Consider the following 23,276-nt stretch of genomic DNA (forward strand, 5'->3'; position numbering starts at 1 on the left):
CCAAATGCAACAGGTTGTTGCATTTGGGATGTGTCATGTAGCCCGCTTTCCTGGTATAGAATACATTTTTCCCTTTAACTTAAAGTAGCCTGAGTGTTCTGGTTATTTAAACCTGCATGCACCCATGACGGGAAGTACAGCCTTTAGATCAGACAGGTTAAAGAAGTGGAAAGGACAGCGAACAGCAGCACCTGCTTATACTTAAAGCAGGTGCTGCTAGTCATTTTGTTGGCTTTTGCCGAGTGGGGAAGCCAGGGTTGTTGTAGCCGTGTCAGGGGAAAGTCCTTTGGCTGTTTTCTTATCTGCTATTGCTAAGCACGGTGTGCTGTGGGAGTTACGCAGGAACTTTTACTTTAGCCTGATCACAGTGGTACTGCCGTCTCTGGTGCCTTTTTATAAGCTTATTATCAAAATTTAAAAGGTGTGTCTGCTTTGCCACCTGATGCATCGTCAGGGAAAAGAATCAGGCAGCTGAACAAGATTGCTTTCTGTCTGTGGCCAGGTTCATCAGATAGCTGATATGGTCATGGGACAAAGGCTTTGTCAGGAAACCCTTTACGATGGGGCAGTGCAGTACCTTGTCGCTGTCCAGGAAGCTTTCTGACGTGGTCAGCAGCACAACGGTGGGCGTGTTAAACTCAGTGGTGTCTTGGAGCTGTTGTAGCGCCTCCAAAAACGAGAAGCCGTCCATCACCGGCATGTTCACATCGAGCAGAATAAAGTCCAGTGCCTCGTTTGCCACCAACTCCAGTGCCTCATGGCCATTGCCAGCCTCAAAAAGTTGCACGGCCGCATTGGCTTGTCGAAGTGTTCGTGCACTTAAGAAGTTGTTTGTCTGGTCATCGTCTACGAGCAACACTTTCCCTAACTCTTGCATGGTCTTGTTTTATTAAAGTTGAATCTCAACCTAAGCCTTATACTGTATTTGCTGCTATTTTGTTATAGTTAATATATATTTAGTCATAAAACAAAAAATGTTAAGGATTATTGTGTGTAGAGGCAGGAAATTCTGGTGAAGGGAAGTAATAAAAAAGCTTTAATAGTACCTGTGTATACTTAGTAGCCCTGCGCCCTGAGTGCGTACTTCAGCAACAAATAGGAGTGAATTCAGGAATTTTTGTGTGAATTGCCTGAGGAAAAACGTGAGACCTGAAGGCTTTATACTGCTCCTTCTGTGATTAAGCCAATAAGGTAATCTACATCTTCTTCTTTAAGTGGTTTTGTCAGGTAGCCTTTCACCATTGAGTACTGCTTCGCCTTTTCCCTGTCCAGGCGGTTTGTGGAGGAGGTAAGCATAACAACGGCAGGGATAGCGATGGCATTGCTTTCCTTTAGCTGTTTGAGGGCGTCCAGAAACTCAAAGCCATTCATGGCAGGCATGTTGATATCAAGGAGGATGATGTGAAATGTCTCTCTTGCCACCAGTTCCAGTGCTTCATCCGCGTCTGTTGACACAAGCACCTGCCGGGCAATATTCATCCTGCGCATAACAGTCGCACCGAGGAAGTTACTTACCTCATCATCGTCCACAAAAAGAATGGAGCCTAGTTTTGCCATAACATGGTGTGAAATACCTGACTTGTAAGATAGATGAAGGCGCAAATGTAGAAAGGATACGGCTCAGTGCAATGCCTGCGCAAGAAAAGGCAAAAATTATAAGACATTTTGACCTTCATCAAGCCCGGATTGTCTCCAGCAGCCAGTCCATTGCCTCTACTCTGTCTGCGTAATTCCTGAAATCAATGGGCAGGTTTAGCTCCTGCTTCAACTCCTTTGCGACTTTCGCGGATTTCTCCTCCCGTTTTGTGTCTTCTGTCCCAACCCGGGCTATTTTCTTCAGTCTTGTGCTCATAAGGGCTTGGGAGAACTTTAGGGTAGTGGCTTTGTAAGCCTCGTCCTCTACCTCCACCACAGACTTACTGGAGTCCAGCAAAAGGTATTTTATATCATAGCCTTTAATGCTTTCAACAATAAGATCCAGGCAGTAGGCCACTTGCGATAAAGAGAATTCACGTATGTCCGGCATGCTGGTAGCCAACACATCCGTTGCAGGGTTATAGTCAAGCGTTATGATGCCGCTGTAGATAAGCATTTTTTTAAAAAGATAAGGGCGAAGCAGTGCTGAATGTTCCCGGTATTCGGGAGTTGCAAGATGCAACAGCCCCGCCCGGGCCTTTAGTTCAATAGAGAAGGAGGCGCCGGAAATTACTCGGCCAAACCCATTCTCTCCACCATATAGGCTTCGAGTTCCTCCCGTGTCTCAAAGGCGACTTCTATGCCTTCAGAATCGTTGCTGACTGTCCGCTGCACGAGCGGGTAGTTGAGGTCATGCAGCCTCCAGTTTAAAAGCCTGCCGGCTATAAAACCATAGCCACCATCCTTTACTATGGCGAAGCACTCTGTCGAGTACCTAATGCCCTGTGGGTCTATCTGTGCCACGTTGTTGTTTGATATTAAGTTTGTTGTCGTGTTTGTCTTTTTGCTCCTGCCTAACAGGATACTTTCCTATGCCGGAGAAGGTTCTAAGTAGCGCTCTGGCTGTTATCTATGCCTCTCTTGCTGGAAGAAGCTTGTCTGTTCTGTTATATTAGGTATATGTGCTATCGAAATTAGTAAAACTTAAGCTTATTAGCAAAATTCTCTTCCAGCCTGATGTTCACCAAACCTGCGGACGGGCAGTGAAAAAGGCTGATGAATACGTTCGCCTGCTGTTCTGAAGCTTAAAAAGACGTCAGGGTTAAGGGGCCACATTTATTTGCACGTTTTCTCTGTGCTCATTTTTTTCTAGTTCAACATGCATGCCTCCGACTATAGGCTCATTATCGCCCATTCCGACTGCATAAATATAGTAGTGCCCTTTGTTCAAATCCTTAAAGTGAAAATTTCCCTCCTGGTCTGTAGCACTGCTTGCATCATACCTGGAAATATCAGTTCCGGGGGATGAGTCAGCGCCATACTTGATATAAAACATTGCTTGCTTTAAAGAACTATCTCCATAAATTGCTGAGCCTTTTATTTCACCTTTCCCGCCTATACCTTCCTTCTCACAGCCAATTAAGCCCGTAAGTAGAAGTATAACAAGAATGAATACAGTAAATAGATGAGTTCTTTTCATATTTAAGCTCTGGTAAAATAAGGAGCTTATATATATTAATATTTATATATAATGAAAAAATTATTTTCTTCAGCTGCTGATGTTTTTCTCTATAAAAACAGGTGATGGCCCTGGAGATACAAGCAGTTTGACAGGACAAAGTATGTGGTAAGGTTCATCATGTGCAGCGCCCACCGTGCCTATGGTGCTAACCCCTGTTTTCATGCGCCGAGTCATGCTAAACAAGCCAGCAGTTCCACATCAGTGTTCAAAAATTGCTTTCTGCTTCACGCAGCAGCGATAGGTTGCACCGCTACTTCATTGCAGCCTGCCGGGGCTGTGGCTCCGTTTCTTTGTTCTGCTTCTTCTGGAAGAGAGGCACTTTCCTCCACACCTCTAGCCTGACAAAGGTGTCCTGCAGTAATGGGTTGTTTGTAGTAACGGTGGCTGATGCGTTCAGAAAAACGTTTCTGGGCTTACCACTGCCCGTTAACTTTGCAAACAACGCCCTGAAAACTTCTCCCACGCCCAGGCTAAGGGGTACTTTAACAACATTGCTTCCCCGCGGCACATGATAGGTGCGGTTGACAGTGCCACAAACGTCCAGCAGGTTTTCTACGCAGGCGTCGTATGTAAGGTCGCTCACTATGAGCTTTTCCACGTTCAGGTTCCTGACCAGTATTAATCCCTGCAGCACGATGCCCTTTGTGAAGCTTACTCCCTGCAGCTTCACTTTGGTTAGTTCTGCTACCGGAGTTTCGGGCGTTTGCAGTTTGAGCGTATTCTGAAATGTGGTGCGCTGCTCGGCCAGGTTCTCCACCTGGTACACGAGTGTAATGGTTTCTTTCAACTCTAAGCTGTCCTGGTCCTGGTTCTGGCGTTGTTGCAGAAACTCCTGCCACAGCCCGTAGTTCACTGCCAGTGTGACCCATGCCGATTGTGTGCCTTCGGCAGGAAGAACTTTGCCAATGCTTTCCCTGCTTATAGCAAAGGTGTCTCCGGCATGGCTTAGCGTTAGCAGTAAGCTGTCTACTTTGAAGGCTACAGGGAGCGGGTTTTTTACGTTGATGTTGATCTTCACCCATGCTGTGTCGTAATGGACGTGCACGTTCAGCGTATCGACGCTGGTTATTTGCGGGACAAGTTGCTTACCGCCCATTCCTTTTCCCATCTCAAGTTCTCCGGTAAACGCAACGTTCAGTTTGGTGGAGCCTATCATGTCGTTGCTGCTCATCAGTTCGGCCGTTGCCTGTAACTCATAATTCCAGTCCATGCTGCCCTTGAGCGCCTTGTTAATAAGCTGATTTACATCTTCTGCGGAAAGATGGAGCGGTACCTCCACTATTGTGTCTTCACTACTGATTCCTATAGGTTCCTGCGTGTGTCCTGTCATAGTTAAATCCTCTCCCAACTGCAGGGTATAGTCAAGGTTGCGAATGCTAAGGCTGGGCAGGTTTGTGCTCTGCACCTGGAGCCGTAGGGTAAGGGCGGCACCTTTCTGTGGGCTGAGCTCCCGCACCTCAAGGCCTGCTACCTTTATGCTGGCCTGCCCCTGAACCGGCACTTGTACCTGCCGCTTAAGCCGGATACTTTGCTTTTCTGCACCAGGCAGGTTGTATACCAGGTTAAGCGCAACGTCGAGTGTTGCTTTTTCCTGCCCCTGCACATTTTTCATAAACTGTTCATAGGCACTCTCGTCCACAAGCAGCCGCAGGCTCAACGGCTGGTCTGCTGACTTCTGTAGGATTGTTTCTAAATCCTTTTTCCCGCTGGCGATAATTTTGCCGTTGTGCCGGATAAAGTAGGATGCGCTGTCGATGTAAAAGGGTATAGGGGCTGGATTATGCACCAGCAGTTCTGCCTGCAGCAACGTCTGTTCCTCATCCGAGTCGATTTCGAGCCGTTTTATCCTGCTAATGGACGGAAGGTAACTGGCACGGGAGCCCCCCATCTGGCCCATGGCCAGCATGCCTGCTTTTTCTACTGTTAGCTTAAAACTGTCAAACAGCCGATGGCTGCTTTCTATCTGCGCCTCCACGTGAGCTTCGTAGTTCCACTTATCATCTCCTGACAGTACCTTGTTTATCAAAGCAATGGCATCAGATGTTTTCAGCTGCAGCGGTATCTCCAGTAGTTTATTGCCTTTCTGCAGGTGGAAGGTGGTATCTACCTGTCCGGCTATAGTCAGTGTGTCGCCAACCTGTATGGTATACTGGAAGTTGTTTATGGTCAGGTCCGGCAGGTTGCGGTTAGTGGCATCAACTTTAAGCAGAAACGAATACCCGGAGTCAACGCTGAAGTTGCGTACCACCAAATCCTTCAGTTGCATGGCGGGGGCTTTGGGTACAGCCACTGTAAGGTGCCGGGTGAGTGAAATAGACCTGGGGTTGATCAGGGGCAAGTCGAAGAAGACGTCTGTTTTCACTGCCAAACTGATGCTGTCCTTTTCCTGTTGCTCCTGCAGGTGCTGGCGGTACTTCTCAAAATCCAGCATCATCCGGAAGTCCAGTACTTTGTCTCCCAAGGGCGGCAGGGTCTGAGCAGATGTCATCTGGCCCCAGCCTAGCCTGGTGTTATCTTCTACTATAGTATAGTGTACGCTGTCGATGGCTATAGGCAGTGGAATCCTGTTCTGTACCTTTATGCCAGCTTTCACCTGGGCCGTGTCTTTGGCCAGTTCCAGCCTGATATAGGCAACATCTTCCACTTTGGGGTAATATTTCTTTTTCAGGAAGAAGTATAGCCCTCCCGCAAGGAGCGCCAGTAGTGCTACGGTCAGAATCGTCCATTTAGCTTTTTTGTTCATGAAACCTGCATTGGTCTTGCTTAGCCTTAACGTAAACTCCGGAGCGGCCGTTAATTTTACACTCAAGTTGCATATGTTGCATATACAGCCACTGGTTTGAGGACAGTTGAACAGGGGGAAACGGGAGGGGGAAGTAGTGCAACCGGGAAGGTGGCAGCTGCTCAGATAAAATAACAAGAAAACAGTTAGGGGAAGAGGGGATGTTTTGCCAAAAGATTGCTGCAACCATAGGGGGGGCAGCAAGTGAAAGTGCTCGGAACGGAGGATGGACTTGTTGAAGTACAAGACTTTATAGTTGCGTACTTCACATACAGGGGCAGCCTGAGCAGCCGCACCTGCAGTTTGTGCAGACTAATAACCGTTTGGTGAGGAAGCCTCAGAACCAATCAACTCACAGGAGCCTCATGGCCATGGCAGGAGGGCAAAAAGTAATTGCTCTGCTTTTGTATGGCAACGGCAGCGAGCAGGTTATTCCCCTGTTAACCAGGCAATGGCAGCTGCTCTGCTGGTGAAGTTCTGAAAGGCAAGCGTAGGCTTTGCTCTCTTGTTCACCTGCTTCACGTAGTTCTCCACCCCGCTCTCCCTGGCGGCGTCCCGGGTGGCAACCCGGACCACCTTTTGCAGGGAGGTTTTCATCAAGTCGCGGGTGAATTGGTTCATCACAACCTGATAGTCCTCATGGCTGACGTCAACAACCGTCTCACTGGAGTCTATCAGGAGCCTTTTGATATTGTACTGCCCTATGGCTCCCACAATAATATTAGAAGCTTCATAAACTCGCATCAGGGCATACTCCTGAACATCAGGGCCATCAACATACAGCATCTCGGTGGAGGCATCGTATTCAAGCCTGATAAAGCCGTTTTCGTATAGAATCACTTTTTACAATATTTGAATTCACTAATATATGTAAAGTTATATACTAAAGCAATACTGGAGGAGGTGCTGAAAAGTGATTTTTTGTATTTTATGCACCAGTTCGCTTTCAAGCAGTATTGTTGTGAGGTGCAAAAGCAAAATAATTTATGCTCTCCGCAGCTAAAAAGTAAGTGCCGGAATGTTACTTTCAATAGCGTTAAGTATATATTTAGTAAATAATATATATATGAAAAGGAATAATATGGTTCCTGTTTCAGCTAAAAGTTTTATTCAGCCAAAAATCAGTACAAGATCTTTTCTGCGGCAGTTGCTGTAGTTGATTGCAGTTTTGTGTTACTCTACGCGTATTTGTTTCCTGTTGCTGTGCAGAATAGTTATGTAACATTGAATATGTTAAACCTATAACTGATAGCCACATGAGTACTGCAGCTACAACTTATCGCCCCAGGCTTCTAAAGAAGATGGGAAAAATCTTTACCATGGTCTCTGCCTCTCCGAAGGTAAACACTGGCATTGAGGAAGGCATGCTAAGCTTCTCCACCACAGACGGAAGTATGGTGGCGTACAGGTCAGGGGCAAACGCATTAAGCGCCGGAGCCGGCATATTTGTTGGTGGTTACTTTGTTGGTGGTGCAGATGACAGTGCACTTTCTGACGAAAGCATGCCCTTCATTAAATACTGATTACTATAGGATGCAGTATAAGCCATAGGCGTGACAGCTTTGGTTAACTGCAACAACTTCTGCCTGACTTGGAGGCTACACTTGCGCCTTTTTCAGCAGCATATTACAATCCTGCTTCAAATACGATTCTGTTCATGCGCACTGCAGGCGCGTGAAGGTAAAAGTGCCTCCATAGCATTTCCAATATAACAATAGCGAGAGCCGGTATACTATCGCCCCTGTATGCCTGCTTTACACCTTACAAAAATTTCTTGTATTGCCGTTTTCTGAAGAAATGCTCCGAGGTTGGGGCTATTTGCGGAAACGACATAAATGACTATTGGTAGTTTTAAAACAAAAAGGCTTGTGAGATATCTCACAAGCCTTTTTGTTTTGAGGTAGTCTAAAAGGGCTCAAATATCGAACACTATCTTCTATTATTTGATTGCTGTTGCTACGTTCTATCGTTCCTGATAGCTTAGAGACTAATCAAAACAACGATACAACTGAGTCTGAATAGTTTCTTTAACTTATCAGCCAAGTGTCCTATCTATTCTCAAAGCTTATATAAACTACAAGTAATTAGTTCTCATCTAAGTTTTCAATTCAACTCGCCTTAACAGTCTATTTAGATTTAGTCTAAATAATTTTGAGAGCTTCTATTTTCGTTCTACATTTGCAACAGTTTAAAACCGTTTTTAATAAGAACAAGCTTTGCATCTGTATATTAAATCTACCAAGGCGATTTCAGTTCTGTTGGCTTTAATCTGTTTTTGCACGACGGCGTGGAGCCAAAACCCGGATAAGGCAAGCGTTTTCGGGAAGGTCAGCTCCTCCTCAGGAGAAGCTTTAACAGGTGTGGCGGTGGTGCTCCAAGATGTAAACATCGGAACGACCACTGACATCAATGGCCGTTTTGAAATGACAGGTATAACACCAGGAAACTATGTGCTGCGCGCCAGCTTCCTGGGCTTCGGGACTCAGGAAAAGGCCGTACAGCTAAAGGCAGCGCAAAACCTGGAGGTAAACATCCTGCTCCGCGAGAAGGCCTTCGAGATGAAAGGCGTGGAGGTGGTGGGGAAAACAGCTATCCGGGAGATTAACGAACAGGCATATGCGGTGACTGCCATCTCCACGAAAGAGCTGCAAAACAGTACCTCTGATGCAAAAGAAGTCCTGAACCGCGTTGCTGGAGTAAGGGTGCTCGAAGAAGGAGGCCTGGGGTCTAATTTAAGTTTCAGCCTGAATGGCTTTTCGGGGGACCAGGTGAAGTTCTTCCTGGATGGCATTCCGATGGATAACTTCGGCTCTTCGCTCACCATGAGTGATATACAAGTGAACACCATCGACAGGATTGAGGTGTACAAAGGCGTGGTGCCGGTATGGTTAGGCACCGATGCTTTGGGTGGTGCGGTCAACATTGTTACAAATAAGAAGAGCAACTTCCTGGACGCTTCCTACTCCCTTGGCTCTTTCAACACACACCGCCTGTCGCTGAACGGAGCTTATACCAACCCCCTGAACGGATTTACTTTCAGAGGGAACGTCAACTACAACTACTCCGATAACAACTACAAAGTGTGGGTTCCCATAAAAGAAGGGAACAACGTGATAGACACAAGGGAGGTGGAGCGGTTTCACGACCGCTATCGCTCCGGCATGGTAAAGCTGGAAACAGGCTGGGTCAACCGGAAGTATGCCGACAATCTTCTTTTCGGAGTCATTGCGTCGGGCAACGACAGGCAGGTGCAGACAGGGGCTACCATGAACAGTGTGTACGGCGGCATTCTTAGAAACAGCCAATCAGTTGTCCCCACGCTTAAATTCAGCAAAGACAATCTTTTTGTAAATGGATTAAATGTCAGCCTCTACAGTGCCTACAACGACACAAAAAGCGAAGTGATTGATACGCTGCGTGGGGTTAGGTATAACTGGCTGGGGGAAGCTACTTATACGCCTGACTCTAACGATGGTGAGTTATCGCGCCGCACTTTCACTACCTTAAACGATACCGACTTCAACAGCCAGTTTAACGCAGGTTACGTCATCAGCCCGAGCCACTCCCTGGCCCTCAACTACTCGCTGTCATACTTTCACAGGGAAGTATTTGACACAGAGAACCCAAACAAAATCGAGAACCAGTACCCGAAATCGCTGAACAAGCAGGTGCTGGGGCTTGCCTACAAATTCGACCCTAGTAAAAAATTTAGCGCCACGCTGTTTGGAAAATTCTATTTTCTGCAAGCAAAGACCAGCAAGGAGTATGACTTTGCATTGGAGACACAGCGTACCGATGCCTTTGAGGCCAAAAAAGAAAATACCGGATATGGCCTGGCAACCTCTTATTTCCTGCTTCCCAGGCTTCAGTTGAAAGCCTCTTACGAGCATACCTACCGCATGCCCTGGGCAGATGAAATATTCGGGGATGGCTTGTTTATTCAGCCAAACCCTGATCTGGGGCCGGAGCAAAGTGACAACCTGAACTTTGGGGCAGCCTATTCCTTTCAACTCCCCCGCGACCACCAGTTTACCCTGGAAAGCAGCCTTATCTACCGGGATTCAAAAGACCTGATTTACCAGGTGGTGCGGGTGGCCAGCCCCGAGACGTACTACGACAACCTGAGCGAAACGCGTACGCTGGGGGTGGAAGGTAGCATGAAGTACCTGTGGCGGGAGATCCTGCGCCTGGGCGGAAGTGCTACTTACCAGCATATCACAGACCAGGCCGATGTGGTGTATAACGAGTCTTATACGAACACGGGCTACCAGCGGAACTATCAGAAGGGCTATCGCCTGCCGAACACACCTTACCTGTTCGCTAACGCCAACGCCGGCTTAACTTTCAAGAATGTTCTGGCAAAGGAATCGGTGTGGAGCCTGAACTACTACTACCATTTTGTAGAGCAGTATTTCCTGAGTTGGGCAGAGCTTGGCACCAGAGACTCCAAAAAAGTTATCCCACAGCAGTCCTCGCATAACCTGGAGCTCTCCCTGAGCCTGAAGGAAGGGAAATACAGCATCGCAGCAGAATGCCGCAACCTGACGGACGCGCGGCTTTACGATAAATTTTACTTACAGAAACCCGGACGGGCCTTTTACCTGAAGCTACGGTACGTCCTTTAATCATTATCAACATTTACTTTATAACACAAGCAAATCATATGTTTTCGATTAAACTAGCAAGACAACTGGCATTGCCAGTCATGAGCCTTTGTGCTACCGTACTATTTACTTCCTGCGACAGCAGTGATGATTCCCCGGCACCTGTTGTGGAAGAGAATCCTTTTGTAGTGTCGCTTGCTATAAAGGGCAGTGATGGCGGCTTCACCTACTATACCGTTCCGTTCGAAGACGTGATGAGTGGGGCTCTTTCTGCCGAGGGGCAGGGAATAGAGCAGCCAGGGTACTATGATTTTACACAGATTGACAACACTATTTACAGCATTGGCGGGTTAAGCGATGTGAATGTGGTAAGCATTTCCCAAAATGCTGCCGGTGAGTTAACCCAGATAGGCAATGTCTCTTTTGCCAACCCCCTCTCCGACATTGTGAAGGCAGATGACAATACGCTGGTGGCTCTGGAAATGGCTCCCAACTCTGACATGGTGAAATTCCACACCATTGATGCGAACACAGTAAAGGTAACCAGTACCAAGCAGCATCCTGTCTCAGACATCACCGAACTTAGCGCTCCGGCCTATTCCGGTATGCGTATCTCTGGCAACCACCTCTTCCTGAGTTATTACATCAGCGATCCTAATACGTTTGCCACCCCTTATACTGATGCCGCCCAGATAGCGGTTTACTCTTACCCAGGGCTGGAGTTCCAGAAGGTAATTGAAGATACCCGCACCGGGCCTGTCGGTGGTTTCAATATTAAATCTGGATTGATCAAAGATGGGAAAGGCGACATCTACGCCCTTTCTCACTCCAATCCGGCAAACGGTTACAGCCAGACCACCAAAGAGGGAGGGATCCTGCGCATCAAGAGTGGTGAGACAGCATTTGACCAGGACTATTTCTTTGATATAGAAGAAATTAACGGAGGTAAGAATATTGCGCACCTGAAGTACTTAGGCAACGGAAAAGCTTTTGCTGAAATTAACACGGCCGATAATGACCAGCAGGAAAGATGGACCGATGGCCCCCTGAGGTCAGCTGTTATTGACCTGTACAATAAAACAGTTACTTACATTGATGGAATACCAGAGCATGCCGGCAATGGCCGCCGCTTAGCAGCTTTGCACCATGAGAATTTTGTTTATCTGCCCGTTCCGGAAGGTAATAGCATCTATGTGTACAAAATAGATGTAGAGAACCACACAGCTACGAAAGGCGCTGAAGTGGAAGCCAACTTTGTGGCAGGACTCTTTAAGCTCTAGTAAAGACATAACACAGTAGCCAGCCTCACTGAGAAAATGTGAAGCTGGTTTTTCCTTCAACATTTCCGCTTCGGGTTAACGATGAAAAGCAAAATGAAAAGCAGCAAAAGTGCCTTCAGGAAAGTCAACGATTGGCTACACCTCTGGTTAGGTCTTGCTTCAGGGGTTGTGGTGTTCATTGTGAGCATCACAGGTTGTTTTTATGCTTTTCAGCAAGAGATAAAAGATGCTATGGAACCCTGGCGCTTTGTGGAGGTACAAAACAAAGCCTTTGTGCCGCCCAGCCAGCTGCTCGATACCGCCCAGGCGTATATGCCCGGCGCAGCACCAACAGGTCTTACGTATAGCAATAAAGAAGGGGCCGCTGCCGTAGGGTTTGAGGGTGAGGAGAACGGCAAACGCACGTTTACAGCTGTTTTCATGAATCCCTATACCGGTGAATTCCTGCAGAAGCAGCAAAGCATAGGGGAAGGTGAATTTGACTTTTTCCGGTTCATAATAGACGGACACCGCGCCCTCTGGCTGCCTTATGAGATTGGACGGCCAATTGTGGGTGTTGCCACGCTCATCTTTGTGGTGCTGCTGGTAACAGGGCTTGTGATGTGGTGGCCTAAGAAATGGAATAAGTCAAACTTAGATAAAAGCTTTAAAGTTAAGTGGAGCGGCAGCTTTAGGCGGGTAAACTATGACCTGCACAATGTAGTGGGCTTCTACAGTTTGGTGCTGGCATTCGTACTGGCAGTTACTGGCCTGGTCTGGAGCTTTGAATGGTTTGCTGATTCGCTCTACTACGTAACGTCTGGCGGACAGGAAATGCCGGAGCACCATCATCCGCATTCCGATGTAACTAAAGCCGGTTTGCTGGCGAACGACACCATCCCGGTATTGGATAAGGCCTGGTACAAAACGCTTGCCCAAGAGCCAGATGCGCAGGGATTTTATATGACACCAGAGCTGCACGATAAAGAAGATGCGATCGAAGTTATAGCTTACCAGGACCACGGTTCATGGTATAACCGAAACGAGTACTATTACGACCAGCATACCCTGGAACGCTACCGCGTTAAGGGAGATAATTATGCAGAAGCCAGCTTGGCTGACCAGTTAGTCATGCTGAATTATGATGTGCACATAGGGGCTGTGTGGGGATTGCCGGGTAAGCTTCTTGCCTTTTTTGTAAGCCTCATCTGTGCCAGCCTGCCTGTCACAGGATTTCTGGTATGGTGGAACAAAAAGAAGAAGCCTAAGAAAAAGGTAAGTTCTGCTGCAGCTTTCCAGAAGAAGGCAACAGCATAAGCGTGTGTAATTCCCTTATAGGAGAAATAGATTTATCTTTAAACAAAAAGAGGGGCTTATTTTAAAATAAGCTCCTCTTTTTGTTTAATATGACTCATCCTGCGTTAATTCTCAACCTGTTTCAGGACAAATCACATTAAAGGAAAAAGCCGATCCACATAAAGCGAAGCGGCTTTTTTTCTTTGTAGACCAAAACACTCAATTATCGAACAATCTCTTCGCTGATTTTTATCGCGCCTGTTTGCTATATAAATAACAGGTTAAGAAAACTATTAGTTTATCCAGCTATAGCTACTTTCTAAGAGCCCGTCACCTAATATATTATGACCGCTAATCCTAACTAACCTTAGTAAAAGCGAGCTAGTTAATAGCTAAGTGCTTTCTACAATACAAGATAGATGACTTTTGGATTCCTTTACCTCATGATATGTATTAAGCTTTTATGGTAGTAGTCGGTATGTTAACTTACCTTACCTTCTTTCTTATTACTTCAACCCAGCCTTTGTATTTGTTTCCTAAGTTGGGCATCTGGAGGCTGTAGAAGTATACGCCTGTTGTTAAGTCTTTCCCCCTCCAATCGTTCCGGTAGTTGGTACTTTTATACACTTCCTGTCCATGATGATTGTAGATGATTAGTTGCTTGCTGCCTTTCACCTTGTCTAATCCTCTGATGTGGAAGGTGTCGTTTAGGCCATCGTTATTGGGTGTGAATATATTAGGAATAAAGAGTTCAAGGCTAATAATCACTAAACTGGCAGATTGCTGGCCGCACCCATTAGAAGCTATTACCGAATACGTGCCGGCTTCTGTAAAGTACCTGACCGCGTCTGTGTTACCATCACTCCAAGTAAAGTGATTTCCATAACTATTTACAGTTACCTTTTCTGAATTGTTGTTAATCACATAGAGCGTATCTTGAGACAGAGAGACAGCAGGAGGATTAGCTCCTGGTAAACAAGGCTCTTTATAGAAGTACGATTGTATAAAGTTTGGAAGACCTTGCCACGTCATGTTACCCCCAAGGCTAAGGCCATCCTGCTCAAAATTACAAGCTTTGCCCAACAGCGTTGGCGCATGGATAACATCAAGATATTCATTCTCCCCGCATCTGGCAGTTCTGCCGCCCATGTATATCTTACCATCTGAGGCTAGCTGAAGCATACCAAAATTGTCCGCACCTTGGGCAATGACCTTTTCTGAATTTGTTATCGCAGTTACATTCCAGTTTGTTAGATCATATTGTTTCAGAACACTGGCTCCTGGAGAGCAGGAGCCTAATCTGGAAGATATGTAGAGTAGCTGACTGTTTGGCGAAAATTCTAAACCTTCGGTATTGCTCTCATACTTTAGCTGAATATTATTATTAAGTTGCCCTGTTTTGTTATTGAAATGAAACAACTTTACTGTTTGGCTCTCCAAGCCATTGGCAATGGCTACTTTAGTTCCGTCTGGGCTGAACTTTGCCTGCCCATAATCCAAACCTCCTGTAACTGTACCCGCTTTAGAAACGACCGGCTCATGGTTGATGCCTTTTTCATCTACCAGATAAGTGTAAACCTCATTAGTTAAAGAGCCTTGAACCAACACCCATACACGCTTTTTGTCTGCATGCAACACAGCGGTTATTTTTACTAGTAGTTTATGACTGCCTAGGTTATTATTTTTTGAACTTACCTCACCAGAAGGGTTAGAGGTGAAGTCAACTTCATGATAAAGTACTTTGTGACCCCAAAAATCATCGCTGATTGTGAAGATGTAGTACTGTGTGCTTGAGCCTGGTTTTGGTACAATGATGACCTGCTGGCTAATGTTTCCATCATGAGCATCTAATCCGGTTCCGTTTGCCATTATTTCATGCTGGGCAGTCCATACCCGCCTTCCGTCAGTGTAAAAGAGCAAGTTACCTTCTTCATCACAGATAGTAGCAGTAGCATTTACCTGTATAGCAGATGTATGTATGGGAACCGGGGGAGTTTGATTAAAATCTATACCACCATTATACCCGAAAGCCCATACATTTGCTTTTCTTGATTGTGCAAAACATACATGTTGAATGCCTAAAAAGAGTACAAAGAATAAAATTGGATGGTATCCTGATATTCGCGCCTTCACTTACAAAATGATAAAAGAATAAATTTTGTTTAAATATGCTACAAAGCATATGAATCCACAAATTTTCTCTTTCCCTAAAAGTCTTCTATTGTCATTATTTTATGGAGTAACCAAACCCAAAAGTCGGACTAGTGTAGCGTAAAATTGATATTTGCTTTGATGTTCTCAGCATTCAGATGCAAATTAGTTTGGGAATGGCCATCACTATCTGTCCAAGATTATTTTCTCATTTCTGCCGTCAACGTTCTCAAAGTGCAAGCTTTCTTCTCTAGTTGCCGCAAGTGTTCATGAGTTGATGGGCGAACAGAAAAAGCTCATTTTAGGCATCATATAGAGCTAAAAACAAAAGGCCGATCAGCAATTCTGCTAATCGGCCTTTTCTGAGGTAGCGGGGACAGGACTCGAACCTGTGACCTTTGGGTTATGAGCCCAACGAGCTACCAACTGCTCCACCCCGCACTGTTATGATGATGCAAAAGTATAGTATAAAAGTTTACCATGCAAGAGATACTTACCGAAAACATCAAAAAATGTTGCCTGAGGCTAAAATTTACTTGTTACCCCAAAATGTATCTTTGAATATTTCAACGAAAGTGGCTGCTGCTCTGATTTCCCCAAAGAGTATACTAGTTGGAAAATACCTGCCCCTGTGCTGAAGCTGATACCACCCCCTACTCCAAATGGCATGTCGCTGGCCGCGGACTGTTCGAGGTCGCTGCGGTAGTAGCCCTGGTCGTAAAACAGCAGCACGTAAGAGTCGGCGGCGGTGAAGAGGCGGTACTCCAGTGTGCTGACAGCATAAGAGGAGGCGTAGAAAAAATAATCGTCGAAGCCGCGCAAAGAGGAGAGGCCTCCGATGCGGTACATGTCGTTGAGGAAGATCTGGTCGTTGAGCAGGGCCTGCCCCTGCAGGCGCCCGAGCAGGGCACTGTTCGCGCCCAACCGGAAGAAATTCTCTAGGCGCAGTGCCAGCCCGAGCTGTGTTGTTTTTGTGTCCAACGTATCGTAGAAGCTTTTCTCCAAGCCGGGGTTGCGCAGCAGTTTCTTAGCACCTGCTGATAGCTGCATCTCCACCAAACGGCCCCGTCTCGGGAAATAAAAGTCATCCAGGTTGTTCCAGAGGTAGTTCAGTCCGTAGGTCGTGGTCTGTGCATCTGCCAAATCGAACTTCTGCAGGCTTTGCAGGTTAGCATTAGAAAGAATACGCGAATTGCGCCACTCCGTGAATACACTGAACTTACCATACTTCAGGGTATAATAAGAAAGTTGCATACGGGGCTGCACCGTAATAAACGAAGAGTCCTGCTTGAGTAGGTTGAATTTGGCGCCCACCTCGAACGGTGTACCCAGCAGGTTCGGGTGCAGGTATTCGCCATTTAGGATAACAGAGCCTTTGTTTACCCGCCGCCACTGCAGCCCCAGCTGCTTGCCAGAGCCTTTTATGTTCCGGATGTTCAGGTTCGCCTCGCCCGTAATCAGCAGCTTGTCTTTCCGGGCCGGGTCTGGCAGAAAACCCACCACGCCATCGATTTGATTTGCCTGCCTGTCGTCTATAAAATAATGGACCTGTGCCTTATCCCGGGCGAAGCGCACCTGTGGTGGCCTTGTTACTTTTATGTAAGGTAGCGCGGACAGCATACGCTGCGAGGCGTTGATCTGGTCCTGGTTGTAAGGCTGCCCCGGCAGCAACTGCAGGTAACGCATCAGGAATTTCGGTTGCGTGCGGGTGTCGCCTACTATCTGCAGCGAATCATAGGTAACCACAAAAGCTTTCTCCACCATCAGCGCTGCCTCTATTTTGTTGCCCTCAATACGGATGGAATCGAGCCAGACAGAGGCAAAGGGATAGCCGCTGCGTTCGGCATAATCGAGGATGCGCTGCTGCAGTTTTACATATTCGGCCGGTTTAAATGGAACTTCATGGTAGAACTTTTCCCGAAAACCTGACTCTACCAGAATTCCTTCGCTCAGGTTGCCGTTGCGCAGCTGTGCCCACTCATACAGTTGCCCTACATAGAGTTTCACGTGAAGCGTATCGTTTCGGAGGTAAGCAGTATCGGCAGAAGCCATGAGGTAGGCATCCTGCTGCAGCCGGTACACCAGCGCCTTCAATTCTTTGTGAGCTTCTGCGGAGTCGGGGAGGACGTTGCGGTAATTGTAACGCCGCAGCACCTGCCTCCCTTGATCTTCCGTGGCTTTCACAGACAAACTTACTTTAGGAAGCGCCTTTTCAGGCTGCAGTTTCTGTGGTTGAGGCTGTTCTTTTAACTGCTCTTTCGGGGGCGCCTGCTCGCTCTGGGCCTGCGCCAACGGCAGCCACAGCAGAAAGCAGAAGAGAAAGGCAGCTATTTTGTACATTTGCAGTTTGAACTGTTAAATGGCTGGATTGTTAGATGGTTAAACTATTGTGCGCTTATGTGTACCTGATAAATGCCTGTTGATGCTGCAGAAGACACCTGCTGGACCTTTCTCAAAGCTAAAAACCCCTTGAACAATACAGCAATTTAACCATTCAACAATCTAACAATCAAACTTTGTCCGGAATATACCTTCACATCCCGTTTTGCAAGCAGGCCTGCCATTACTGTGACTTCCACTTCAGCACCTCGATGGGGCTAAAGGAGCAGACTGTGCAAGCCATTGCACGCGAACTGGAACTACGGCAGAATTACCTGCAGGGGCAACCGGTGCACACCATCTACTTTGGCGGCGGCACTCCTTCGCTGCTTAACCAGCAGGAACTCCAACTGTTGTTGGCAACAATAAAGCAGTTGTTTATAGTTTCGGAGGATGCTGAAATAACGCTGGAGGCGAACCCCGATGACCTGACACCGGCAAAGCTGCAGGAGTTGCACGCGGCAGGAGTCAACCGCCTGAGCATTGGGTTGCAGTCGTTTCATGAACCGCACCTGCGCATGATGAACCGTGCCCACAGTGCCACCGAGAGCCTTCAATGTGTGAAAGATGCCCAGGCGGTAGGCTTCGACAACATCACCGTAGATTTGATTTATGGTGTTCCGGCTCCGGACCACAGCATCTGGCACCGTGACCTGGAAACACTGTTCTCGCTGAAGGTGCCCCATGTGTCCTGCTATGGCCTTACCATAGAACCTGATACCGCCTTTGGCCGCTGGAGCAAAAAAGGCAAGTTCAAACCTTCGGAAGATGAGTACACGGCCCAGCAGTTTGAAATTCTGCTCCAGCAGATGAACAGGCACGGCTATATACAGTATGAAATCTCCAACTTTAGCCTGCCTGGCCATGAGTCGAAGCACAACAGCAACTACTGGCGCGGTGTGCATTATCTCGGTGTAGGTCCCAGTGCGCACTCGTTTAACGGCATCTCCCGGCAGTATAATGTGTCGCATAACAAAAAATATGTCGATGCCATTGCGCAGGGTCAGGTACCTTTTGAGTTGGAGACACTCTCTTTAGCAGATCAGGCCAATGATTACCTGCTTACCAGCCTCCGCACTATCTGGGGCTGCGACCTCAGAAAAATCAGCAAGGACTATGGGTATGATTTCAGATCGAGCTACGCCAGCTATCTGCAGGAACTACAGGAGAACGAACTGGCTAGAATAGAGGAGGAAGTACTTTATCTGACTGACAAAGGAAAACTGCTGGCCGACCAGATTACGCTGGAGCTGTTTGTGGAGTAGCAGCAACTTCTGAGTATAAAAAAACAGCAGGTAAGATGATTTCTTACCTGCTGTTTTATAAGGTGCAGACGGTGGTCCACTCCGTTATATGATTGGGTTTAAAGGAAACCCTCTGAAGTATAGAAGCCTTTTTTATAGGTATAGTAGCTGATCGTAGCTGCAAGCTAGCTGCAGTTCCTGCAATTAGTATATCCCCTATAGCTGCTGATTTGGCTACTGCTTCTGTAGCGAATCCGGTACAGTTGTAGCAGGTGTTGTAGTAGTTGCTTTGTTCCTCTCCGCTTTACGTTGCTCCTTATTTGCTTTTTTCCGAGCCTTTTCTTCAATTTTCGCCCTTTGCCCACCAGTGCCAATGCTGATTCCAAAACCCATGTAAAGATCTGGACCAACTGCTTTATTGCTTGGCAACATGGAAGCCAAATTATTAGAACCCACTACTAATGCCCCTAATCGCAACATCGCCCCAAAATTTAAGTCTTTATAGTTGTTGGTCAGGTATACTGGCATAGCTAGTTCCAGCCGCTTACCTTCAAGACGAGGAGCTACTGCCAGTGCTGAAGGCTGGTGCATGGCCACGGCATCTTTGCCACGTAAGTTATGAAGCACAGCTGTGTTTACGAACAGGTTACGGGTAATACGGTAATCAAAGTTAAGGTACAGGGCGGTTGGTAATCCTGATATGATCTCTGTTTTCCGCTCACTTGACTGCACCTGTAAGGCCTCTTCCAGCGTTGGCCCTAAATTTTCAGAGTCAACACCTTCGAACAAGTAGCTGTCCAAATACAGGTTTTCGCGGGTAATATCATAGGAGCGCACCTGCTGTGGATCTTTATAGGTAATGGAGCCCATGTCCAGCAGTGCAACACCAATACGGTATCTATACTTGTTCTCGCCATGATCTGTCCGTTCCTTTTCGTCTATAGTGTATTGATAATCAGCATACCTGGGCCGATACTCATAGGTAAAACCAATGTCCATACCCCAGCCGGAGCCAGGAGAGTTGCGTTTAATGATTGCGTCAAGTATTTCGTTCCTTGTGACTTGATAATCGTTCCTAGAGAAGCCAAAGCTCGCATTTCCCTGTTGTACCTGCATGTAAGATTCGCCCTCCTGATTTTGAGCTAGTTGGTAATCAATATTAGAAGCCAACAGATGAGCGGAGTAATGACCTGCCAGCTTCTTTACGGTGAAGCCGCCTTTTATGAAATGTTCTTCTTGTGAGTGTAGGACCAGAGCGTAGGTAAGTCCTATTTCTGTGAAGGCATTGGCATTGAAATAAGCTTCGCTACCAATGAAAGGAGTATTCTGAAGAGCAGAACTGGAAGTACCAAGACCAATTACCCGGGCAATATCCTCAGAAACATTATTAGCTTGTACATTTCTTCTAAACCGAGTAGTAAGGGCTATGCTGTGCCGGGGGCTTAGCTTGAGCATGAAAGAGGGTAACCGCAAGTCGTAGCCCAAGTATGCCATCTTTGGTTTGCCATCAAGTCGCTCCTCAATACGAGACCTGTCGAACAAGCCGTCGCTTCTAAGTAAACTTTCGGGATCTCCAATTCCAGATAATATATCTCCCATTTGAATGCTTGGACCGTCGTAATAGTAGTAGGTATTTGCGAACGTAGCATTAGCAGCAAATAAGTTCATGTAAAACCCTTGTCGTGAGTCAGCAATGGACGAGGGGTTAAGAAAGACTGAATTAGTGCCTGCGTAATTGCTGCCAGCAAATCCAAGCAGATGCTGTGCCTGTATATGGAAGGCTGCCAGTAGAAGAATCAGAGTGAAGAGTAAACGTCTATACATATAGTCAGGGATATATTAGTATTGTAAATTAAAATAAGGCGTACCGCTTAATTACACTCATATTCAAAAAAAGTAGTATCATCGAAAGGGTAGGGGTAGCCTGGGTAAGTGGTAGAACGTTCGATTCTAACAGGATAACCTTGCGCATCCAGTTCATATTGATACTCACTTGATGACTTGGTGGTAGTGCCCTGCTGAGTAGAACTGTAGGACCTCTGCCTGAGCATGTTTTTGCTGTGAGGAAGTTCAATTGAGTTATAATAATAGAAGGCAAGCTTCTCCTGTGCCTTTTGCCGCTTGTTTTCCAACTCCAGGTCATATTCATATTCTATTTCTCGCTGCGACGTAGGAGAAGTATAAGAAACCTTGGTGATATTGCCTTCTTCCCAGGTATAAGTAGTCGTGGAATTGACTGTGGTGCTGCCAGACTTATTTGAAGAGTTAATAATTTTATGAATTTGGCCCTGGTTGTCATATTCAACAGAACGGGTTACTACGTCACCATTAGAATAGGTAAAGGTAGACTCGCTCCATTTACCTTCATCATTATAAGTGATAACTTCGGACAGATACTTAGCATTAACATTTAGCGCATTAACATACTGGCTTAGTGCAATACGACCATTACTGTCATAGGTGAAATCATAATAATTCCTAAGCGTATCATTTCTTGAAAATTCTAGCTTAGTAATTCTATTGCCTTTATAAATTCTTTCTATAGCTGCTCCCTCATAATCATACTGTCTGGTTTCAAGGCAATTTGCACTCGACTCAGAATCGGGTTGAGGAGCATCAAATATGCCTTTCTCGCAGGAAGTGAGCAGGAATGACAGAAAGAAAAGCACAAAGAACAGGAAGGACTGTTTTATTTGAATAGTTCGATAAAGTTTAAACTGTGGTGATAAATGAAACAGATAATGCTTGAACGGGTAGAGGTGTACATTCATAAATAAAAGGTAAAGATTAGAAGGAGTCGATAAATTTCGTTTTTAAGGTCGCCAAGCTTCCACTGATGGAATTTTGATCTTGACAGGGTTTAATTCATTCTTCAAATTTTATCTTTTTGTTGTTCTTATCCAATACCTACTTCTGGGTATTTTTTTCTTGTAGGTTTTCTATTTGGCTCGATTGAGCCCTGTGCAAGGTGTTCACTACTTGTGTTCAGTGGCAAGTACAAATTGAACTAAGCAGGAAGTAGAGCTTCTGTTATGGAGCAGGGGCAAGTATAGAATTGTTAATGCTTTTGACAGGACAGGAGACGTAGGTGTAGCTGTGTGCTACCTTTTATTATAGCAGTAGCTATAACACGAAAGGGAAACTTACTTTAGTTTTACCAGTACTGAAAAAGCTCTCATCCAAGCACAATTCATCCTAATATAATCATAGCGAAGCCTCGCCGGCCACAGAAACAAAAAAGCCACGACCTGAATGGCCGTGGCTTCTAAATATTTGTGCTGGTCTTTCTAAAACAGCGCCTCTGCTACCTTGCGCACGGAGCCGGACTTACCCATAGAGTAATAATGCAGGCACGGCACACCAAATTCCATCAGTTCCTTTGACTGCTGAATCGCCCATTCTACACCTACCTGCGCAGCAGCCTTGTTGTCGGCGCAAGCCTCTACGGCGTCAGCCAGGTCGCAGGGAATGTCGATATGGAAAATGCCCGGCAGAATGGTGAGCTGGGATTTTGTTGTGAGTGGTTTAAGGCCTGGTATAATTGGCACATTAATGCCTTCCGAGCGGCACAGGTTCACGAAGTCAAAGTACTTCTGGTTATCGAAGAACATCTGCGTAACCACATAGTCTGCTCCCATCTCTACTTTCTTCTTTAGCCAGCGCAGGTCAGCCTTTAGGTTTGGCGCATCGGAGTGCTTCTCCGGGTAGCCGGCTACACCGATGCAGAAGTCTGTTCCGTTCGTGTTGATTTGCTCGTCGTCGAGATAGCACCCGTTGTTCATGCCCACTACCTGCTGCAGTAGTTCTGTTGCATAACTGTGGCCGCCCGGCTCCGGCACAAATCTTGATTCAGTTTTCACGCAGTCGCCACGCAGCACCAGCACATTGTGTATGCCTAGGAAGTGCAGGTCGATGAGCGCATTCTCTGTCTCTTCTTTGTTAAAACCTCCGCAGATAAGGTGCGGTACCGTATCAACTTTGTAATGGCTCTGGAGAGCGGCACATATACCTACTGTACCCGGGCGCTTACGTGTGCTTATTTTCTCCAGCAACCCGTTGTCACGCTGCTTATACACGTACTCCTCCCGGTGGTAGGTCACGTCGATAAACGGCGGCTTAAATTCCATTAGCGGGTCGATGTGCTCGTAGAGCGTCTGCAGGTTTTCTCCCTTCAGAGGAGGCAGTATTTCGAATGTAAACTGTGTTTTGTCAGCGTTCTGGAAGTGTTCCGTTACTTTCATCTATGTTTCGGGTGCTACTTTTCTTAATTGTTAAATGGCTGGCTTATTTGCTATGCCGGGTCCAACCACCCCTAACCCCTCCTTGTCTAAGGCGGGGAATTTTACCTCTCCCCAACCCTCTCCTATAAACAGGAGAGGGAGTTCTGTTTTACCACTACAAGGC

At 46.5% G+C, this 23,276-nt stretch carries 17 protein-coding genes and 1 tRNA gene; 5 read left to right on the forward strand and 13 right to left on the reverse strand.

From position 1 onward, the window contains the following. Nucleotides 1–463: 463 nt before the first annotated feature. The 7 genes from ACFS7Z_RS21220 to ACFS7Z_RS21250 form a co-directional block, all read right to left on the reverse strand. Nucleotides 464–877, reverse strand: a complete 414-nt coding sequence (locus ACFS7Z_RS21220; RefSeq protein ID WP_377489171.1) for a response regulator — start codon at nucleotides 875–877, stop codon at nucleotides 464–466. A 281-nt stretch (nucleotides 878–1,158) separates the two neighbouring features. Next, the gene (locus tag ACFS7Z_RS21225; protein WP_377489174.1) at nucleotides 1,159–1,557 is read right to left on the reverse strand and encodes a response regulator; all 399 of its coding nucleotides are present in this window, start codon (nucleotides 1,555–1,557) and stop codon (nucleotides 1,159–1,161) included. A gap of 118 nt (nucleotides 1,558–1,675) precedes the next feature. Continuing rightward, nucleotides 1,676–2,092, reverse strand: coding sequence for a hypothetical protein (locus ACFS7Z_RS21230; RefSeq protein ID WP_377489177.1), 417 nt, complete (start codon nucleotides 2,090–2,092; stop codon nucleotides 1,676–1,678). A 113-nt stretch (nucleotides 2,093–2,205) separates the two neighbouring features. Continuing rightward, complete coding sequence (locus tag ACFS7Z_RS21235; RefSeq protein WP_377489180.1) at nucleotides 2,206–2,439, reverse strand: hypothetical protein; 234 nt, start codon at nucleotides 2,437–2,439, stop codon at nucleotides 2,206–2,208. A gap of 298 nt (nucleotides 2,440–2,737) precedes the next feature. After that, complete coding sequence (locus ACFS7Z_RS21240; protein WP_377489183.1) at nucleotides 2,738–3,115, reverse strand: hypothetical protein; 378 nt, start codon at nucleotides 3,113–3,115, stop codon at nucleotides 2,738–2,740. Between the two features lie 292 nt (nucleotides 3,116–3,407). Then, a complete protein-coding gene (locus ACFS7Z_RS21245) occupies nucleotides 3,408–5,966 on the reverse strand; it encodes a hypothetical protein (RefSeq protein WP_377489186.1) in 2,559 nt (852 codons plus the stop codon). A 402-nt stretch (nucleotides 5,967–6,368) separates the two neighbouring features. Next, nucleotides 6,369–6,779, reverse strand: a complete 411-nt coding sequence (locus ACFS7Z_RS21250; RefSeq protein ID WP_377489189.1) for a hypothetical protein — start codon at nucleotides 6,777–6,779, stop codon at nucleotides 6,369–6,371. A gap of 416 nt (nucleotides 6,780–7,195) precedes the next feature. On the opposite strand from ACFS7Z_RS21250, the gene ACFS7Z_RS21255 reads away from it, so the two are divergent. The 4 genes from ACFS7Z_RS21255 to ACFS7Z_RS21270 all read left to right on the forward strand — a co-directional run bounded on the left by ACFS7Z_RS21255 (nucleotide 7,196) and on the right by ACFS7Z_RS21270 (nucleotide 13,119). Next, nucleotides 7,196–7,462, forward strand: a complete 267-nt coding sequence (locus ACFS7Z_RS21255) for a hypothetical protein (protein ID WP_377489192.1) — start codon at nucleotides 7,196–7,198, stop codon at nucleotides 7,460–7,462. Between the two features lie 735 nt (nucleotides 7,463–8,197). Beyond that, nucleotides 8,198–10,564, forward strand: coding sequence for a TonB-dependent receptor (locus ACFS7Z_RS21260; RefSeq protein WP_377489195.1), 2,367 nt, complete (start codon nucleotides 8,198–8,200; stop codon nucleotides 10,562–10,564). 38 nt (nucleotides 10,565–10,602) lie between these two features. Then, the gene (locus ACFS7Z_RS21265) at nucleotides 10,603–11,823 is read left to right on the forward strand and encodes a DUF4374 domain-containing protein (protein ID WP_377489198.1); all 1,221 of its coding nucleotides are present in this window, start codon (nucleotides 10,603–10,605) and stop codon (nucleotides 11,821–11,823) included. 93 nt (nucleotides 11,824–11,916) lie between these two features. Further along, entirely contained in the window at nucleotides 11,917–13,119 is a 1,203-nt protein-coding gene (locus tag ACFS7Z_RS21270; protein WP_377489201.1) for a PepSY-associated TM helix domain-containing protein, read from the forward strand. A gap of 465 nt (nucleotides 13,120–13,584) precedes the next feature. Here ACFS7Z_RS21270 and ACFS7Z_RS21275 read toward each other — a convergent pair whose 3' ends face one another. The 3 genes from ACFS7Z_RS21275 to ACFS7Z_RS21285 form a co-directional block, all read right to left on the reverse strand. Then, the gene (locus ACFS7Z_RS21275) at nucleotides 13,585–15,231 is read right to left on the reverse strand and encodes a gliding motility-associated C-terminal domain-containing protein (RefSeq protein ID WP_377489204.1); all 1,647 of its coding nucleotides are present in this window, start codon (nucleotides 15,229–15,231) and stop codon (nucleotides 13,585–13,587) included. A gap of 386 nt (nucleotides 15,232–15,617) precedes the next feature. Continuing rightward, nucleotides 15,618–15,690: transfer RNA gene (locus tag ACFS7Z_RS21280), tRNA-Met, on the reverse strand. 84 nt (nucleotides 15,691–15,774) lie between these two features. After that, on the reverse strand, nucleotides 15,775–17,589 hold the full coding sequence (locus ACFS7Z_RS21285) for a BamA/TamA family outer membrane protein (RefSeq protein ID WP_377489207.1): 1,815 nt from the start codon (nucleotides 17,587–17,589) through the stop codon (nucleotides 15,775–15,777). 176 nt (nucleotides 17,590–17,765) lie between these two features. Between ACFS7Z_RS21285 and hemW the strand changes: the two genes are divergently transcribed. Further along, a complete protein-coding gene (gene hemW, locus ACFS7Z_RS21290; RefSeq protein WP_377489210.1) occupies nucleotides 17,766–18,893 on the forward strand; it encodes a radical SAM family heme chaperone HemW in 1,128 nt (375 codons plus the stop codon). Between the two features lie 213 nt (nucleotides 18,894–19,106). Here hemW and ACFS7Z_RS21295 read toward each other — a convergent pair whose 3' ends face one another. The 3 genes from ACFS7Z_RS21295 to metF form a co-directional block, all read right to left on the reverse strand. Next, nucleotides 19,107–20,696 (reverse strand): DUF5723 family protein, encoded by a 1,590-nt coding sequence (locus ACFS7Z_RS21295; RefSeq protein ID WP_377489213.1) that lies wholly within the window; start codon nucleotides 20,694–20,696, stop codon nucleotides 19,107–19,109. Nucleotides 20,697–20,743: 47 nt separating this feature from the next. Continuing rightward, complete coding sequence (locus tag ACFS7Z_RS21300; protein ID WP_377489216.1) at nucleotides 20,744–21,643, reverse strand: hypothetical protein; 900 nt, start codon at nucleotides 21,641–21,643, stop codon at nucleotides 20,744–20,746. Between the two features lie 516 nt (nucleotides 21,644–22,159). After that, entirely contained in the window at nucleotides 22,160–23,113 is a 954-nt protein-coding gene (gene metF, locus ACFS7Z_RS21305) for a methylenetetrahydrofolate reductase [NAD(P)H] (RefSeq protein WP_377489219.1), read from the reverse strand. Nucleotides 23,114–23,276: the final 163 nt, after the last annotated feature.

The organism is Pontibacter toksunensis (assembly GCF_042686245.1).
Lineage (GTDB): Bacteria > Bacteroidota > Bacteroidia > Cytophagales > Hymenobacteraceae > Pontibacter > Pontibacter toksunensis.

Excerpts from the sequence above, each read along its gene's own strand:
- ACFS7Z_RS21220 (WP_377489171.1), bottom strand. The coding sequence starts at position 877 with ATGCAAGAGTTAGGGAAAGTGTTGCTCGTAGACGATGACCAGACAAAC.
- ACFS7Z_RS21230 (WP_377489177.1), bottom strand. The coding sequence starts at position 2,092 with ATGCTTATCTACAGCGGCATCATAACGCTTGACTATAACCCTGCAACG.
- ACFS7Z_RS21285 (WP_377489207.1), bottom strand. The coding sequence starts at position 17,589 with ATGTACAAAATAGCTGCCTTTCTCTTCTGCTTTCTGCTGTGGCTGCCG.
- ACFS7Z_RS21300 (WP_377489216.1), bottom strand. The coding sequence starts at position 21,643 with ATGAATGTACACCTCTACCCGTTCAAGCATTATCTGTTTCATTTATCA.
- metF (WP_377489219.1), bottom strand. The coding sequence starts at position 23,113 with ATGAAAGTAACGGAACACTTCCAGAACGCTGACAAAACACAGTTTACA.
- ACFS7Z_RS21265 (WP_377489198.1), top strand. The coding sequence starts at position 10,603 with ATGTTTTCGATTAAACTAGCAAGACAACTGGCATTGCCAGTCATGAGC.
- ACFS7Z_RS21255 (WP_377489192.1), top strand. The coding sequence starts at position 7,196 with ATGAGTACTGCAGCTACAACTTATCGCCCCAGGCTTCTAAAGAAGATG.
- ACFS7Z_RS21240 (WP_377489183.1), bottom strand. The coding sequence starts at position 3,115 with ATGAAAAGAACTCATCTATTTACTGTATTCATTCTTGTTATACTTCTA.
- ACFS7Z_RS21295 (WP_377489213.1), bottom strand. The coding sequence starts at position 20,696 with ATGTATAGACGTTTACTCTTCACTCTGATTCTTCTACTGGCAGCCTTC.
- ACFS7Z_RS21270 (WP_377489201.1), top strand. The coding sequence starts at position 11,917 with ATGAAAAGCAGCAAAAGTGCCTTCAGGAAAGTCAACGATTGGCTACAC.
- ACFS7Z_RS21225 (WP_377489174.1), bottom strand. The coding sequence starts at position 1,557 with ATGGCAAAACTAGGCTCCATTCTTTTTGTGGACGATGATGAGGTAAGT.